This window comes from Roseateles sp. GW821-FHT09B06, assembly GCF_059418245.1.
In genome coordinates, this window is record NZ_JBWKPM010000025.1 from 1 (window position 1) to 14,543 (window position 14,543).

At 71.2% G+C, this 14,543-nt stretch carries 16 protein-coding genes and 1 pseudogene; 8 read left to right on the forward strand and 9 right to left on the reverse strand.

What is annotated here, in order from left to right:
* The 5 genes and pseudogenes from AC07OQ_RS18770 to AC07OQ_RS18790 all read left to right on the forward strand — a co-directional run.
* A pseudogene (locus AC07OQ_RS18770) lies at nt 1-239 on the forward strand (transcriptional regulator); the annotation flags it as partial.
* Entirely contained in the window at nt 236-1,045 is an 810-nt protein-coding gene (locus AC07OQ_RS18775; protein WP_495054663.1) for a DUF72 domain-containing protein, read from the forward strand. The pseudogene AC07OQ_RS18770 and the gene AC07OQ_RS18775, both read left to right, overlap by 4 nt.
* A gap of 198 nt (nt 1,046-1,243) precedes the next feature.
* Nucleotides 1,244-2,455, forward strand: coding sequence for a GGDEF domain-containing protein (locus AC07OQ_RS18780; RefSeq protein WP_495054664.1), 1,212 nt, complete (start codon nt 1,244-1,246; stop codon nt 2,453-2,455).
* Nucleotides 2,456-2,488: 33 nt separating this feature from the next.
* Nucleotides 2,489-4,096 (forward strand): hypothetical protein, encoded by a 1,608-nt coding sequence (locus AC07OQ_RS18785; RefSeq protein ID WP_495054665.1) that lies wholly within the window; start codon nt 2,489-2,491, stop codon nt 4,094-4,096.
* An 88-nt stretch (nt 4,097-4,184) separates the two neighbouring features.
* Nucleotides 4,185-5,879: a PAS domain-containing hybrid sensor histidine kinase/response regulator gene (locus tag AC07OQ_RS18790; protein WP_495054666.1), complete on the forward strand. Its 1,695-nt coding sequence runs from the start codon at nt 4,185-4,187 to the stop codon at nt 5,877-5,879.
* Nucleotides 5,880-5,889: 10 nt separating this feature from the next.
* Here AC07OQ_RS18790 and AC07OQ_RS18795 read toward each other — a convergent pair whose 3' ends face one another.
* The 6 genes from AC07OQ_RS18795 to AC07OQ_RS18820 all read right to left on the reverse strand — a co-directional run bounded on the left by AC07OQ_RS18795 (nt 5,890) and on the right by AC07OQ_RS18820 (nt 10,434).
* Nucleotides 5,890-6,243 (reverse strand): hypothetical protein, encoded by a 354-nt coding sequence (locus AC07OQ_RS18795; protein ID WP_495054667.1) that lies wholly within the window; start codon nt 6,241-6,243, stop codon nt 5,890-5,892.
* 132 nt (nt 6,244-6,375) lie between these two features.
* Nucleotides 6,376-6,969 carry a YdeI/OmpD-associated family protein gene (locus tag AC07OQ_RS18800; RefSeq protein WP_495054668.1) on the reverse strand — a complete coding sequence of 198 codons (594 nt, stop codon included), beginning with the start codon at nt 6,967-6,969 and terminating at the stop codon, nt 6,376-6,378.
* Nucleotides 6,970-6,978: 9 nt separating this feature from the next.
* Complete coding sequence (locus AC07OQ_RS18805; protein WP_495054669.1) at nt 6,979-7,743, reverse strand: SDR family oxidoreductase; 765 nt, start codon at nt 7,741-7,743, stop codon at nt 6,979-6,981.
* Nucleotides 7,744-7,805: 62 nt separating this feature from the next.
* Nucleotides 7,806-8,441, reverse strand: a complete 636-nt coding sequence (locus AC07OQ_RS18810) for a class I SAM-dependent methyltransferase (protein WP_495054670.1) — start codon at nt 8,439-8,441, stop codon at nt 7,806-7,808.
* Nucleotides 8,438-8,788: a rhodanese-like domain-containing protein gene (locus AC07OQ_RS18815; protein WP_495054671.1), complete on the reverse strand. Its 351-nt coding sequence runs from the start codon at nt 8,786-8,788 to the stop codon at nt 8,438-8,440. Before AC07OQ_RS18815 ends, AC07OQ_RS18810 begins: the two co-directional genes overlap by 4 nt.
* A gap of 104 nt (nt 8,789-8,892) precedes the next feature.
* Complete coding sequence (locus AC07OQ_RS18820; protein WP_495054672.1) at nt 8,893-10,434, reverse strand: methyl-accepting chemotaxis protein; 1,542 nt, start codon at nt 10,432-10,434, stop codon at nt 8,893-8,895.
* Between the two features lie 115 nt (nt 10,435-10,549).
* Between AC07OQ_RS18820 and AC07OQ_RS18825 the strand changes: the two genes are divergently transcribed.
* Nucleotides 10,550-11,035, forward strand: a complete 486-nt coding sequence (locus AC07OQ_RS18825) for a hypothetical protein (protein WP_495054673.1) — start codon at nt 10,550-10,552, stop codon at nt 11,033-11,035.
* On the opposite strand, the gene AC07OQ_RS18830 is transcribed toward AC07OQ_RS18825, so the two are convergent.
* Both AC07OQ_RS18830 and pdxR read right to left on the reverse strand, forming a co-directional pair.
* Complete coding sequence (locus AC07OQ_RS18830; protein ID WP_495054674.1) at nt 11,032-11,754, reverse strand: glutathione S-transferase family protein; 723 nt, start codon at nt 11,752-11,754, stop codon at nt 11,032-11,034. The two genes, AC07OQ_RS18825 and AC07OQ_RS18830, sit on opposite strands and share 4 nt — an antisense overlap.
* The gene (pdxR, locus tag AC07OQ_RS18835; protein ID WP_495054675.1) at nt 11,751-13,211 is read right to left on the reverse strand and encodes a MocR-like pyridoxine biosynthesis transcription factor PdxR; all 1,461 of its coding nucleotides are present in this window, start codon (nt 13,209-13,211) and stop codon (nt 11,751-11,753) included. Before pdxR ends, AC07OQ_RS18830 begins: the two co-directional genes overlap by 4 nt.
* A 98-nt stretch (nt 13,212-13,309) precedes the next feature.
* Between pdxR and AC07OQ_RS18840 the strand changes: the two genes are divergently transcribed.
* Together AC07OQ_RS18840 and AC07OQ_RS18845 are read left to right on the forward strand one after the other, a co-directional pair.
* Entirely contained in the window at nt 13,310-13,786 is a 477-nt protein-coding gene (locus AC07OQ_RS18840; RefSeq protein WP_495054676.1) for a rhodanese-like domain-containing protein, read from the forward strand.
* A gap of 22 nt (nt 13,787-13,808) precedes the next feature.
* Nucleotides 13,809-14,264 (forward strand): GNAT family N-acetyltransferase, encoded by a 456-nt coding sequence (locus tag AC07OQ_RS18845; RefSeq protein WP_495054677.1) that lies wholly within the window; start codon nt 13,809-13,811, stop codon nt 14,262-14,264.
* On the opposite strand, the gene AC07OQ_RS18850 is transcribed toward AC07OQ_RS18845, so the two are convergent.
* Entirely contained in the window at nt 14,253-14,543 is a 291-nt protein-coding gene (locus AC07OQ_RS18850) for a hypothetical protein (protein WP_495054678.1), read from the reverse strand. The genes AC07OQ_RS18845 and AC07OQ_RS18850 overlap by 12 nt on opposite strands.

The window sequence follows — 14,543 nt, forward strand, 5'->3', positions numbered from 1 at the left end:
GCCTGGGCGTCGACGTGGGCGCGGCGCGGGCCGCGCGCCGCCGGCGCCTGGCCTGCGCCTGCATGGACTGGAGCGAGCGCCGCCCGCATCTGGGCGGCGCCATCGGCGCGGCCTGGCTGCAGGCCCTGCTGGCCCAGGATTGGCTCAGGCCCGAACTGGACAGCCGCGCGCTGCGCCCGACCCGGCGCGGCGTGCAGGGCCTGGAAAAACTGTTGGACGCCGAGGAACCCAAGGCATGAGCAGCAGCGCAGAACCCCGCATCTTCGTCGGCATCGGCGGCTGGAATTTCGAGCCCTGGCGCCAGACCTTCTATCCCCAGGGCTGGCCGGCCAGCCGCGAGCTGGAATACGCCAGCCGCAGGCTGACGGCGATCGAGATCAACAGCACCTACTACAGCTCGCAGAAGCCCGCCACCTTCGCGAAATGGCGCGACGCCACGCCCGAGGGCTTCATGTTCTCGCTGAAGGCCAACCGCTTCGCCACCAACCGGCGCGTGCTGGCCGAGGCCGGCGAATCGGTGCAGCGCTTCATCGACAGCGGCATCGCCGAGCTGGGCGCGAAGCTGGGGCCCATCGTCTGGCAGTTCGCCCCGACCAAGCGTTTCGATCCGGCCGACTTCGAGGCCTTCCTGCGCCTGCTGCCCAAGAGCGTCGCGGGGCTCGCGCTGCGCCATGCGCTGGACGTGCGGCATGCCAGCTTCCGGACGCCCGAGTACCTGGCGCTGGCACGGCGCTACGGCGCGGCCACCGTGTTCACCGAGTCGGGCGACTACCCGGCCATCGCCGACGCCACCGGCGACTTCATCTACACCCGCATCATGCGCACCCATGGCGAATTGCCGCAGGGCTGCGCGCCCGAGGTGCTGGACGGCCTGGCCGCCAGCGCGCAGGCCTGGCGCGAGGGCGGCACGCCGCTGGACCTGCCGCTGGTGGAGCCCGAGCTGCGCGAGGGCAGCGCGCCGCGCGATGTGTTCATGTACTTCATCAGCGGCGCCAAGGAGCGCGCGCCGGCCGCGGCCATGGCGGTGATCGGGCGCCTGGCCTGACCGTCATCTTGGCGGCAGCCATGCCGGCCGCCATGCTGGCCGCGCCTACGCGGTGCTCTCCATCGTCGAGACCCTGGAGATCGATGCGGTGATCGATCCCGCCGACACGCGCGCCCGGCTGGCGCAGGCGCTGCGGGCGGGCTGAAACCCTGGCTACACTCGGTCTGGCGTCGCCGGCGCGGCGCCGGGGAGCGCTGCTTGCAGATCCATATCCCGACCCTGCTGTTGGCCCTGCTGATGGGCTTTCTGCTGCTGACCCTGCAGTTGGCGGTGGCGCAGCGGCGCGATCTGCAGCAGCCGGCGCTGCGCACCTGGGCCCGGGGCTCCTGGGCCATGCTGCTGGGCCTGCTGCTGCTGGCCATGCGTCAGCTGATCCCCTACTGGCTGTCGGTGCTGCTGGGCAATGCCCTGATCGCGCTGGGCCTGGTGCTCTACCACCGCGCGCTGTGCCAGCACCTGCAGCTGCGCCGCCCGCCGGCCTGGGTCTGGGCCGCGCTCGCGCTGAGCTGCGGCTGGCTGGGGCTGAGCCTGCTGCTGGCGTGGACACCGGCGGCACGCACCAGCGTCATGTCGCTGCTGCTGGCCGGCTTCGTGCTGCCCAGCGTCGCGCTGCTGTGGCGCCATGGCTGGCGCGCTGAGGCCTCGCTGCGCATCGTCGGCCTGACCCTGGCGCTGGCCGCGGCGGCCCTGCTGGTGCGCGCGCTGGATGCCTGGCTGCGGCCGGCCGAGTATGCGGCCCTGCTGCAGAGCGGCCTGGGCCAGGGGCTGACCTTCCTGGTCGGCTTCATCAGCCTGCTCGGCTCGGGTTTCGGCTTCGTGCTGGCCTGCTTCGAACGGCTGGCGCGGCGCATGGAGGAGATGGCGGCCATGGACGGGCTGACCGGTTGCCTGAACCGCAGCACCACCGACACCCTGCTGGCCCATTCGCTGGAGCGCAGCCGGCGCGAGGGCACGCCGGTGGCCTTCGCCCTGCTGGACCTGGACCACTTCAAGCAGATCAACGACGCGCATGGTCACCGCGCCGGCGATGCCGCGCTGTGCGCCTTTGCCGCCGAGGTGCGCGCGCGCCTGCGCGGCTCGGACGTGCTGGGCCGTGTCGGCGGCGAGGAGTTCGGCATCATCCTGCCGGGCACCGACGGCCCCGGCGCCGAGCGCCTGATCGAGGAGGTGCGACGTGCGGTGGCGGCGCTGCTGTTGCGCGACGGCGAGGGGCGCGCTATCGCGCTGACCGTGTCGGCCGGGGTGGCCGTGGCGCGGCCCGGCGATGCCATCTCGGCCGACCGGCTCTACGCGCTGGCCGATGCGGCCCTGTACCGCGCCAAGGCATGCGGCCGCAACTGCGTGCAGCTGAGCGCGGCCGAGGCGCCGGTCGCGCGGCCGCTGGCGCAGGCCGCGCCGGGCTCGGGTTGAACGGGGACCAGGCATGACGAGGGGACGCAAGGCATGAGCGATATCAGGGCCGAGCCGCAGGTGCGGCGCCTGCACCAGATCCTGCTGTGGCCGCTGCGCCTGCTGCCGGTGGGCGACGAGCCGGGGGCGCCGCGCCGGCCCTGGGAACTGCTGCTGGCCGACCCCGACCAGCCCTGGCGCGAGGTGGTGGACGAGTACACCGGCGACGCGGCGCGCTTTCACGAGCGCCACTATCAGGAGTTCGTCACCTTCCTGCCCTTCGTGCAGCGTTTTCTCTACGGCGAGGGGCGGCGCGGCGAGGCCGGCATGAAGGTGCTGCGCCGCGAGGACATCGCCCGGCTGCGCCTGCGCACCCGGCCCGAGGCGCCACCGCAGACCCTGGAGGTCGTGCATGTCGACCTGTATTTCTTCTTCGACGTCGATGTGGTGCTGCTCAATGTCGAGCTGGCCACCGGCGATCTCGGCCTGGCGCAGGCGCAGGACCTGATGTACCGGCTGGGCCGCGCCTATCCTTCGGGCTGGGACGCCCAGGGCCTGCCGCAGCACACCCTGGCCGAGGCCGAGTGGCTGGACCGCGAGGGCCGCGTGCTGGCGCGCTCGGATGCCGGCGATCGCGAGCGCTTCCTGGCCCATGTCAGCGCGCTGCGCTCGCCGCGTCTGGCGGCGCACTGGGATTTCCTGCTGCGCCCGCTGGCCAGCGAGCATGCTGAAGCGCCGGGGCTGCTGGCCTTCCGCCAGATCGAGTACTACCGCATGCCGATGATGGCCTTCCTGGCGCTGGACGAGCCGCAGCTGCTGACGCGCGCCGACTTCGTGCGCCTGGCCCTGGTGAGCGGCACGCCGGAGAGCGGCCAGCCCTTTGCCGGCGACCAGTTGCACGACTTCGAGCAGCGCTATTGCTACGACCGGCTCTGGCAGGCCGGCGGGGCCGCGCCCTACACGCGCTATCTGTGCGGTGGCCATAGCCTGGTGGTCGTGGGACGCGCCGACGCCGAGTTCTTCTGCTGCCGCGACCGTGGCGTGCTGGCGCAGTTTCGCCATCAGCATTTCCTGGTGTTCCTGATCGCGCATTTCCAGAAGGCGGCGCTGCTGATGTTCTCCGACCGTCTGGTCGAGGCGCTGCGCCGCCTGGATGTCAACGATGCCGACAATGTGCGGCGTTTCAAGCGCGCGATCCGCTCCGTCTTCGAGGGTTTTCTGCGTTTCTCGCACCGCTACTGGTTCCGCGCGGTGGCCGAGCAGTACCAGACGCGGGCGCTCTACCGCATGAGCGTCCAGCATCTGGAGCTGGAGTCGCTGTTCGCCGATGTGAAGGCGCGCGTCTCGGACATGAGCGGCTACCTTGAGACCGACAGCATCCGGCGCCAGGCCAATACCGTGGTGCGCCTGACCGTGGTCACGATCTTCGGCATGGTGGGCACGATCACGACCGGCTTCCTCGGCATGAATCTGCTGGCCGAGGCCGAGGCGCCGCTGTGGCGGCGTCTGTTGCTGTTTGGCATCACGATGGCGGCCACCATCGCGCTGACGGTCTACACCATGGCCAAGTCCAAGCGTCTGTCGGATTTCCTCGATGTGCTGTCGGACGAGCGCATGAGTTGGGGCACCAAGCTGAGGGCCCTGCTGGCGGTCTGGCGCTGAGCCGCACTTGCATCGGCTCCAGATCACGGGCAGCATGAGCACTGGGCCGGGCCGGCGCCTCGCGTCGTTGCGACTCAGGGAGCGAACAATGACTCACATAAGCGTGGGGCTGGCCGCGTTGCGGCGCCTGGGCGGGAGACGCGTTGTTGAACGCCTGCGGGACCCCTCGGGCCGGTCGCTGGCCTGTTTCGACCAGGAGCTGGTCGAGGCCACCGAGGCGCGCACCCATGCCGAGCTGGTGGCCGGGCTGATCGCCGAGCAGTTCCCGGGCCGCGTGGTGTACTGGGATCGCGAGATGCGCTGCCTGTTCGCCAACCAGGCCTATTTCGACTGGTTCGGCCTGAGCCCGCAGCAGGTGCTGGGGCAGCGCGCGCCGGAAGTGCTGGACCATCGCTACTGGCTGAGCAACGAGCAGTATGTGCGTGGCGCGCTGCGCGGCGAGGCCCAGGAGTTCGAGCGCGAATCGGTCAGCATCGAGGGGCAGGTGACCTGGCATTGGGTGCGCTATGTGCCCGATCTGCGCGACGGCCAGGTGCTGGGCTTCCTGGTGCTGGCACTGGACATCTCGGCGCGCAAGCAGGCCGAACTGGCGCTGCAGACCCGCAACGCGGAACTGGCCGAGGCGCGCGACCGCGCCGAGGCCGCGAGCCGCGCCAAGAGTGCCTTTCTGGCGCATATGAGCCATGAGATCCGCACGCCGATGAACGCCATCATGGGGCTGACCCATCTGCTGCAGCGCATGCCGCAGACGGCGCTGAGCGAGCAGCACCTGCGCGACATCGACACCTCGGCCCAGCATCTGCTGCAGATCCTCAACGATGTGCTGGACATGTCCAAGATCGAGGCCGGCAAGCTGGTGCTCGAGCGCGACGAGTTCGAGCCGGGCGCGCTGGTGACGCGCGCGGCACGCCAGCTCCACGAGGCGGCGCGCGCCAAGGGGCTGGCGCTGCAGGTGCGGGCCGATGGCCTGCCGGCCCTGCTGCGCGGCGACGCGATGCGCCTGACCCAGATGATCCTGAACCTGCTCAGCAACGCGGTGAAGTACACCGAGCGGGGCCAGGTCTTGCTGGAGGCCACGGTGTTGCAGCAGGAGGACGAGCGCGTGCTGCTGCAGGTGGCGGTGGAGGATACCGGTATCGGCGTCGATCCGGCCCTGCTGGAGCGGCTGTTCCAGGCCTTCGAACAGGCCGACGCCTCCAGCGCGCGGCGCTTCGGCGGCACCGGGCTGGGCCTGGCCATCACGCGCCATCTGGCCCTGAAGATGGGCGGTGATGCCGGAGCCAGCAGCCGGCCGGGCGTCGGCAGCCGATTCTGGTTCCAGGCCTGGCTGGAACGCGTCGGCGTGCGCGAGAACCTGCCGCCGCTGCCCGCCCTGCATCCGGCCGAGTTGCGCCTGCGTGCCCACCATGCCGGGCAGCGCCTGCTGCTGGCGGAGGACGATGCGGTCAATCAGATGGTGGGCTGGTCGTTGCTGCAGGCGGCCGGGCTGGAGGTGGACCTGGTGGACGATGGCGAGGCCGCGGTGCGGGCCGCCGCCGAGCACGACTATGACGCCATCCTGCTGGACCTGCACATGCCGGTGCTCGACGGCACCGAGGCCTGCAAGCAGATCCGCCAGCTGCCGCGCCATGCCCGCACGCCCATCCTGGCCGTCACCGGCGACGCCTTTGCCGAGGACCGCGCGGCCAGCCTGGCGGCCGGCATGAACGACCATATCTCCAAGCCGGTGGCACCGGAGCTGCTCTACGAGACCCTGCTGCGCTGGTTGCCGCAGAGGGGCTGAGCGCGTCGGCCTACTCGGCCGTGGCCAGCAGCTCGGCGCGCGGGCGCAGCAGCTGCGGCGGTTCGGCGAGCGACGCGGCCGCCTGCGGCAGACCGCGTGGCCGCAGCGGCAGTTCGATCAGGTTGGGCGTGCCCCAGAAGGGTTTGATCGCGCCGTCGACACGGGCCTGGCGTACCTCGCCGTAGAGCCGCTCGCGGGTGGCCAGGGCATTGGAGCGCGTCCACATCTCGCCGGCCTCGCCCTGCGCCATTGCGGGCTTGGGGGCCGCGGCCAGCGCCGCCAGCGCAAGCAGCAGCAGGGCAAAGGCGCGCTGCAGGCGGGAGGGGGCGGCGGCGGCGAGCAGGGGTGAGGCGTTCGGCTTCATGGTGATTCTTCCTTGTGCAACAGCATCTGGCTGCGGTGTTGCAAAGGTAGATCGCCGAAGGCCGCGGAAAAACCGCGTGCGCCTCAACGCAGCATTGCGGTTTTCGGTGCAGTCCTGTCCGAAGGTCCCGGCCTAACGCTCGTATTTCCAGTTGCGGGACTTGCCCTCGGCCAGCCACTGCAGGGCCTGCCGCAGGCGCCGGGCGCGGGTCTCGGGCCTCTTCGCCTCCTCGAGCCAGTCGATGTAGTCGCGCTGCCTGCTGGGCGCGAAGGCCTCGAAATGGCAGCGCGCCGCGGGGTTCGCGATCAGGGCGGCGCGCAGGTCCTCGGGCGGCATGGCCGGCGGCTTGACGGCCTTCGGCGGGCGCGGCGCCGGGCCGCCGGCGCGCACCAGCCGCGCGGCGACGCGGATCTGCGCACGCAGGGTGGGCGGGGGCGGCAGATCGCTCAGCACGGCGATCCGACCGTACTGGCCCATCGCCGCCGCGCTGGCCGCGGCGCCGGCCGCCTCGCGATGCCGGAAGCCGAAGGCGCAATGCGCCTTGAAGGCCGCCATCGACGCCAGGATCCTGCCGTCCAGCGTGAAATGCGGCATGCCCCACTTGATCGTTTCCTCGGCCGCCGGGCAGGCCGCATGCACCTGCGCGCGCAAATGTTCCAGCAGCGGTCGCGCGAAGGCCGCGGACCTGGCGATGTAGGCGTCGATGCGCGGGTCGGTGGGGGTCACGACGCAACTCTAGCGCGCATGCGTGACGCCGCCGTCCACCACCAGGGTGCTGCCCACCACATAGTCGCCGGCCCGCGAGGCCAGGTAGATGGCGGCGCCGGCCATGTCCTCCTCGCTGCCGATGCGGCCGGCCGGCACGCGCGCCGACACCTCGGCGGCATGGTCGCGTGCGGCACGGTTCATCTCGGAGGCGAAGGCGCCCGGCGCGATCGCATTGACGACGATATTGTTCTCGATCAGCCGCAGGGCCATGCGGCGGGTCAGATGGATCAGACCGGCCTTGCTGGCGGCATAGGAATAGGTCTCCAGCGGGTTGACCGACAGGCCGTCGATCGAGGCGATGTGGATCACCTTGGCCGGGCGCGCCTCGGCGGCCTGGGCCAGCGGGCCATGCAGGGCCTGGGTCAGGAAGAAGGGGGTCTTCAGATTCAGGTCCACCACCTTGTCCCAGCCGTCTTCGGGAAACTCGTCGAAGGGGGCGGCCCAGGCGGCACCGGCGTTGTTGACCAGGATGTCGAGCCTGGGTTCGAGCGCGCCGAAGGCGCGGGCCAGCTGCTGCGCCCCGGCCACGCTCGACACATCGGCGGGCAGCGAGAAGCAGGGACCCAGGGTGCTCAGTTCGGCCGCGGCCGCGTCGCAGGCGGCGGCCTTGCGGGCCGAGATGTAGACCTTGGCGCCCTGGCGCAGGAATCCCGCCGCGATCATGCGGCCGATGCCGCGCGAGCCGCCGGTCACCAGGGCCACGCGGCCCTGCAGCGAGAACAAGTCCGTCATGCCCGTCTTCCGGATGTTGTGGTGCGCACAGGCTAGCGGCGCAGCGGCCGACGGGCAGTCGCCTAGGTGCCAGCGGGCGCCGATCCGGCGGCCAGGCGGCCGCTGGCAAGGTAGAGGCCGCCGGGTGCCGGGCAGCGCAGCGTGAAGCTGCTGCAGCGCGCCTGCAGCCGGGCCCAGGGGCGGTCCAGCCCCTGCAGCGATGCCACCGAGTACAGGGCGGCGCTCAGCACGAAGGCATTGCCCAGCGGGTTCCAGGCCGGCGCCCAGGTGAGGCCCGCCGCCGCGAGGCGCGCGCCGGGGGCCAGCCGCGCGCAGACATGCGCCAGCGTCGCCTCGTCCTGCAGGATGTCGTGGGTGAAATGGAACAGCGCGGCGTCGGCCGGCCCGGCCCAGTCCAGCTCGCCCACCGGCGCGCAGATCAGGTCCACATTGCGCCAGTCCTGCCGGGCCACGCGCGCCCGGGCGCGCTCGATCATCTCGGGGCATTGCTCGACGCCGATGACGCGGCCTTGCTCGCCCACCCGCTGGCGCAGCAGCGGCAGGCTGAGCCCGGTGCCGCAGCCCAGGTCCAGCACCGTGTCGCCGGGCCGCAGGGCCAAGGTGTCGATGCAGGCGCGGCGCAGGGGCTCGAAGGGCAGCAGTTCCAGGTCGTAGACCGGGGCACGCCAGCGGTAGCGTTCGACCAGACGCTGCGTCACAGGCCGGGCTGCAGACTCTGGCCCAGGCGCCGTGCCAGGGCCACCGCGCCGCCGCCGTTGTGCGCGCGGGTGTAGCCCATATGCAGCAGGATGCCCAGGGCCTGTTCGGCGCGGGCGCCGGTGGAGCAGTAGACGATCAGCGGCGCATGTCGGTCCGGGGCGCGCTGCAGGACCTCGCGCTCCAGCTGCGGCAAGGGCAGGCTGTGCGCGCCCGGCAGGTGGCCGGCCATGAACTCGGCATAGGAGCGCACGTCCAGCAGCAGGGCGTCGCCGGGCAGCGTGGGTTCCGGATTTTCGGGCGGCGTCTCCCGCATGGGTGCGGGGTCGGCGGGGAGCAGTTGCGACATCCAGGCCATCATGGGCTCCTTGGCTGGGCGGCGGCCGGGTGCGGCCGTCTTTGCAGCTCTTTTACACCCAAAGCGTGACGAAGGCTATCGCGACGCCCGAGGGGCTAGAGCTTGAACACGCTCACCAGCCGCGCCAGCTCGGCCGCCTGGTGCTGCAGGCTTTCGGCCGCCGCCGTGCTTTCCTCCACCAGCGCGGCGTTCTGCTGGGTCACCTGGTCGAGCTGGTTGACCGCGTCGCCGATCTGGGCGATGCCCTTGGACTGCTCCTGGCTGGCGCCGGCGATTTCGCCGATCAGGTCGCTGACCTGGCGCACCTGGCGCACGATGCCCTCCATCGCCGTGCCGGCATCGTCGGCCAGCCTTGCGCCGGATTCGACCCGCGTGACGCTGTCGTTGATCAGGCTCTTGATCTCGCGCGCGGCGCCGGCCGAGCGCTGGGCCAGGGTGCGCACCTCGCCGGCCACCACCGCGAAGCCGCGGCCCTGCTCGCCGGCGCGGGCGGCCTCCACCGCCGCATTCAGCGCCAGGATGTTGGTCTGGAAAGCGATGCCGTCGATCACGCCGATGATGTCGGCGATCTTCTTCGAGGCGGTGGCGATGCCCTGCATCGTGTCCACCACCTGGGTCACGACGCTGCCGCCCTGCACGGCGGCGTTGGCCGCCTGGGCCGCCACGGCATTGGCCTGGCTGGCGGTGTCGGCGTTGTTGCGGACGGTGCTGGAGAGCTGCTCCATCGAGGCCGCGGTCTGCTGCAGATTGCTGGCCTGCTCCTCGGTGCGCTGGGACAGGTCCATGCTGCCGGTGGCGATCTCGCGCGAACCGGTGGCGATGCTCTCGCTGCCGTCGCGCACGCGGCTGACGATGCCGGCCAGCGAATCGTTCATGCGGTTCAGCGCGCCGATCAGCGCGCTGGCCTCGTCCTGGCCGCTCACCTGCACCTGGCTGCGCAGGTCGCCGCCGGCCACGGCCTCGGCCAGGCCGACGGCCTCGCGCATCGGCGCGGTGATGGAGCGGGTGGTCAGCAGGCCGGCGGCCAGCGCCAGCAGGGCGGCGGCGATGCTGAGCGCCACGCTCCAGGCCCAGACGCTGTCGCGCGTGGCCTCGGCCTTGGCATAGGACTGGGCCGCCACCTCGACCTGGAGCTGGATCAGCCGGTCGATCGCGTCCTTGGCCTGGCCGCCCAGGGTCCGGATCTGCTCGCGGTAGAGCTGCTGGGCGCGCTCGTTGTCGCCGGCCTTCACGGCGTCGCGCGCGGCCAGCAGGCCCTGGCGGACATAGGCGCTGCGCACCTCGGCGAAGGCCTCCGCCAGGCGTTTTTCCTCGGGCGTCAGGTAGGTGGCCATATAGGCCTTCCAGGTGCTGCTGACCTCGCCGATATTGGCCTGCAGCTGGCTGTCCAGCTCGGCCAGCCGGGCCGGCTCGCGCAGCATTTCCATCACGAGGATGCGGTTGCGCAGCATCAGCGCGTCGATCGCGCCGATCTGCTTGAGCGGGATGGTGCGGTCCTCGTAGATGGTCTTGAGTTCGGCAAAGACACGGCCGCTGCCCTGGATGCCGAAGAGCGTGAGGCAGGCCAGCAGCAGCAGCATCAGGCCAAAGGCCAGGGCCAGGCGCAGGCCGATCTTCAAACGTCGCAAGCTTTGCATGGCGTAGCTCCTGTCGGGTGCATTATGGTTTTCTGATCCTCGAAATGCACGCAGGATATGTGCCAGATCGGAGCAGGCTATGCTGCGCGTCCGTTCACAAATGCTCGAAATCCCGATGTCCGACCTCGAAGACCGCCCCGTGATCCAGGAAGCCCGGCTGTGGCAGGACGCGCGCTGGACCGCCCAGGTGATCAAGAACGAGGACGACGAGGGCTGGGCCGTGGCGATGACCCTGGCCGGCGAAGCGGAGCCGGCCCTGGTGGGGCCCTGGACCATGGGGCGCGACAAGAAGAACCCCAAGCCGCTGGACGTCAATGCCTTCAACACCCTGGTGAAGACGGCCTCCGAGGTGCTGCGCCGCCACGAGCAGCAGCTGCATGCCCAGCTGCATCAGAGCCTGGTGCTCAATCTGGCCGGCGGCGCGGCGGTCGAGGTGCGGCTTGACATCGTGCCGGACGAGAACGAGCCCTATGCGCTCCTGAGTGCGCAGGAGCCGGGTGGCGGCGCGCAGCTGGCCGAGGTCAAGGTGCGGCCCAACTTCAAGCTGAGCCGGGCCAGCGCTACCGCCTGGGTGGAGGCGGGGTTCGAGCGGCCTGCTTAAACCGCCGAACCGACCGGAAGTTCAGCGAACGGCCGTTCGTCCGGCGTCGCGATCGGCGGCAGGCCCTGGGCGGCGGCGGCCTCGAACTGCAGGGTCTGTGCCCGGCCATAGGCCGCGCGCTGCTGCAGCCGCGCCCAGTAGGCCGCGACGGCCGGGGTGAACTGCGCGTGCAGACCCAGGTGCTGGGCCAGCAGCAGCGCATAGCCGACCGAGATGTCGGCCGCGGTGAAGCGGCCGGCGCTGAGCCATTCGCGTTCGGCCAGGCGCGGCTCCAAGGTGCGCAGCCGGGCCAGGAACCACTTCGCATAGTCCTCGGCCACCTGGGGCTGCTGCCGCTCGGGCGGCTCGAAATGGCGGTAGCGCAGCAGCAGGGTCTGCGGGAAGGTCAGCGTGGCCTCGCCGAAATGCAGGAAGTTCAGGTAGGCGCCGTAGTCGGGCTCGGCCACACCGACATCCAGACCGCCGGGGTCATGCCTTGCCGCCAGGTACTGGCAGGCCGCGGCGGATTCGCTGATGCGGGTCTCTTGCTGACCCTCGCCGTCCACCAGCAGCGGCACCGTGCCCAGCGGGTTGTGCGCGAAATAGCGCTTGTCGTGGGCGCGCGGCGGGAAGGGCAGCAGGCGCAGCTCGTAGCGCAGGCCCAGCTCCTCCAGCGCCCACAGGGGCCGGAAGCTGCGGGCGCTGAGGCAGTGAAACAGGGTGATGGTGGCAGAGTTCATTGGCGGGGCGGCGAATCCTGTGTGCAGGCCAGGGCGCGTGCGGCCTGGCGGATTTCCTCGGGCGTTAGCGCCGCATAGCCTAGCAGCCAGCCGTCCTGGCGCGGCGCCGACAGGTAGAGCCTGCTCAGCGGGGGCGTGGCGATGCCGGCGGCCGCCGCGGCGCGCGTGCGCTGGCCTTCCTCGCCGGGCGGCAGCAGGGCGGCCAGCTGCAGGCCACCGGGGCTCGGCTGGGGCAGCAGCCAGTCCCGCAGCGGCCGCAGCGCTTCCAGCAGGGTCTCGCGACGCTGGCGGTAGAGCTTGCGCATCAGGCGCAGATGGGTGGCGAAATGGCCCTGGGCGATGAAGTCGGCCGTCACCGCCTGCGAGAGCTGGGCGCTGTGGCCATCCTGGATGCTGCGCGCCTGGGCGAAGGGCGCGACCAGGGCCGGCGGCAGCACCAGATAGGCCAGGCGCAGCGAGGGGAACAGCACCTTGGATAAGGTGCCGAGGTAGAGCACGCGGCCGGCATCGTCCAAACCCTGCAACGCCGGCATCGGCCGGCCCTCGTAGTGGAATTCGCTGTCGTAGTCGTCCTCGATGATCCAGCCGCGCGTGCGCCGCGCCAGCGCCAGCAGGGCCAGGCGGCGCTCCAGGCTCAGCGCCATGCCGCAGGGGTACTGGTGCGAAGGCGTCAGGTAGACCAGGCGCGGCGCCGGGCCGGCCTGATCCGGATGCGGCGGCACCAGGCCCTGCGGATCCAGGCGCATCGGCCGCAGCGTCGCGCCGGCGGCGGCGAAGGCGGTGCTCGCGCCGCGGTAGCCGGGCTCCTCCACCCAGACCTCGTCGCCGGCATCCAGCAGCAGCAGCGCGGCCAGCTGCAGGGCCTGCTGCGAGCTGGTCAGCACCAGCACCTGTTCGGCGCCGCAGCGCAGGCCGCGCGACTGGCGCAGATAGGCGGCGACGGCCTCGCGCAGCGGTTCGTAGCCCTGCGGATCGCCGTAGCCCAGCAGGCGCGGCTCGCGGCGCAGGCGCTGGTTCAGCAGGCGGCGCCACAGGTCCAGCGGAAAGGCGCGCAACTCCGGGCTTCCGGCCTCGAAGGCGCGTGGCTGGCGCGGGTCCTCGCAGCCGCCGCCGGCCGCCACCGCCCGGCCGCGGCGCGACAGCTCGGCGGCCGGGGCCAGCGGCACGGCCGCGCGCCGGGCGGGTTCGGTTGCTGCCTCGATCGCCACGAAGCTGCCGCGGCCCTGCTCGCGGCGCAGATAGCCCTCGGCCTCCAGCTGGCCATAGGCGGCCTCGACGGTGACGCGCGACAGGCCCAGGTCGGACGCCAGCACGCGGCTGGCCGGCAGGCGTTCGCCGCGGGCCAGCTCTCCGGCCGTCATGGCCTGGCGCAGGCTGGCGCAGAGCTGCTCGCGCCGCCCCAGGCCCTGGCCGGCCTGGCGTTCGAACAGCTGCAGCCAGAGACGGGGTTTTGACATCGGTTGATTGGTCTTATTTATGTTGATTTATTGGTATCAATGGTAAGTCCAATGTCGGGCACAGTGGACGCATTGCCACCGACCCCAGGAGCCATTTGATGTCCGCCTCGATCGCATCTTCTTCTTCTTCTTCTTCCGTCGTCCTGTCCTATCCCGCGCCGACGCCCGAGCAGAGCCGCGACTTCATGCTGGCCAAGCTGCATTACCACGCCGACGCCTGGGACGTGGCCGAGGACCTGCGCGCCGGCGTCGCGGCCCTGGTGCTGGTCGACACCCGCTCGGCCGAGGCCTATGCCGCCGGCCATGTGCCCGGCGCGATCTCCTTCCCGCACCGTGCGATGGACGCAGCCAGCACCGCGCGCCTGGACCGCAGCAAGACCTATGTGACCTATTGCGACGGCATCGGCTGCAACGGCTCCACCAAGGGCGCCTACAAGCTGGCCGCACTGGGCTTCTCGGTCAAGGAGATGCTGGGCGGGCTGGACTTCTGGAAGCGCGATGGGCATCCGGTCGCCACCGGTGCCGCGCCGGGATCGCTGCAGGCCGAGCTCGGCTCGATCGCCTGTGAGTGCTGAAAAGGAAGAAAAGGAGGAGAAGGTGCTGCGCGTTGCCGGGCCCGGCGATGCCGCCATGCTGGCGACCTTGTGCCGCGAGCATGCACGCTACGAGCGCCTCGCGCCCCCTTGTGGCGATGCCGGTTTCGCGGCGCGCCTGGCCGTGGCGCTGGCCGCCGGGCATCTGCAGGCCTGGCTGGCCTGGCGGGGCGAGCCTGATGGGCAGGCCTTGGGCTATGCCAGCCTGACCGTGGACTTCGCGACCCTGAGCGCGCGGCCCTTCGCGCATCTGGACTGCCTGTATCTGCGGCCGGCGGCGCGCGGCCGGGGCCTGGGTGCCAGGCTGCTGCGCCAGGTGCGGGAGCGGGCCGCGGCGCTCGGCTGCGCCGAGCTGCAGTGGCAGACGCCCCACTGGAACGAGGCGGCGGTGCGCTTTTATCTGCGGGCCGGCGCGACGGTGCGGGACAAGAAGCGCTTTGTGCTGGCCCTAGACGCTTAGCACGTAGATCTCGGCCGCCGCTCGCTCGGCCGCGCTGTGGCCGGCCAGCGCGCGGTCCCATTCGGGGCCGTCCGCGCCCTTGAGTGCGTCAAGCCCGCTGGTCATCGAGCTGGTCTCCTCGGTGCTCGCGTCGAACTCGGCGATCTGCTCGCGCGTCTCGAGGAACAGCCGTGCCAGCGCATAGCCGCCGGACTCGATCAGGACCAGATAGCGGGCCACCTTGCGCGGCGTGGTCTGGTGATGCTTGGACGGTGTTTCGATGCCGAATCCCTGACCCAT

Excerpts from the sequence above, each read along its gene's own strand:
- AC07OQ_RS18775 (WP_495054663.1), top strand. The coding sequence starts at position 236 with ATGAGCAGCAGCGCAGAACCCCGCATCTTCGTCGGCATCGGCGGCTGG.
- AC07OQ_RS18785 (WP_495054665.1), top strand. The coding sequence starts at position 2,489 with ATGAGCGATATCAGGGCCGAGCCGCAGGTGCGGCGCCTGCACCAGATC.
- AC07OQ_RS18790 (WP_495054666.1), top strand. The coding sequence starts at position 4,185 with ATGACTCACATAAGCGTGGGGCTGGCCGCGTTGCGGCGCCTGGGCGGG.
- AC07OQ_RS18795 (WP_495054667.1), bottom strand. The coding sequence starts at position 6,243 with ATGAAGCCGAACGCCTCACCCCTGCTCGCCGCCGCCGCCCCCTCCCGC.
- AC07OQ_RS18805 (WP_495054669.1), bottom strand. The coding sequence starts at position 7,743 with ATGACGGACTTGTTCTCGCTGCAGGGCCGCGTGGCCCTGGTGACCGGC.
- AC07OQ_RS18815 (WP_495054671.1), bottom strand. The coding sequence starts at position 8,788 with ATGTCGCAACTGCTCCCCGCCGACCCCGCACCCATGCGGGAGACGCCG.
- AC07OQ_RS18820 (WP_495054672.1), bottom strand. The coding sequence starts at position 10,434 with ATGCAAAGCTTGCGACGTTTGAAGATCGGCCTGCGCCTGGCCCTGGCC.
- AC07OQ_RS18825 (WP_495054673.1), top strand. The coding sequence starts at position 10,550 with ATGTCCGACCTCGAAGACCGCCCCGTGATCCAGGAAGCCCGGCTGTGG.
- AC07OQ_RS18830 (WP_495054674.1), bottom strand. The coding sequence starts at position 11,754 with ATGAACTCTGCCACCATCACCCTGTTTCACTGCCTCAGCGCCCGCAGC.
- pdxR (WP_495054675.1), bottom strand. The coding sequence starts at position 13,211 with ATGTCAAAACCCCGTCTCTGGCTGCAGCTGTTCGAACGCCAGGCCGGC.
- AC07OQ_RS18840 (WP_495054676.1), top strand. The coding sequence starts at position 13,310 with ATGTCCGCCTCGATCGCATCTTCTTCTTCTTCTTCTTCCGTCGTCCTG.
- AC07OQ_RS18850 (WP_495054678.1), bottom strand. The coding sequence starts at position 14,543 with ATGGGTCAGGGATTCGGCATCGAAACACCGTCCAAGCATCACCAGACC.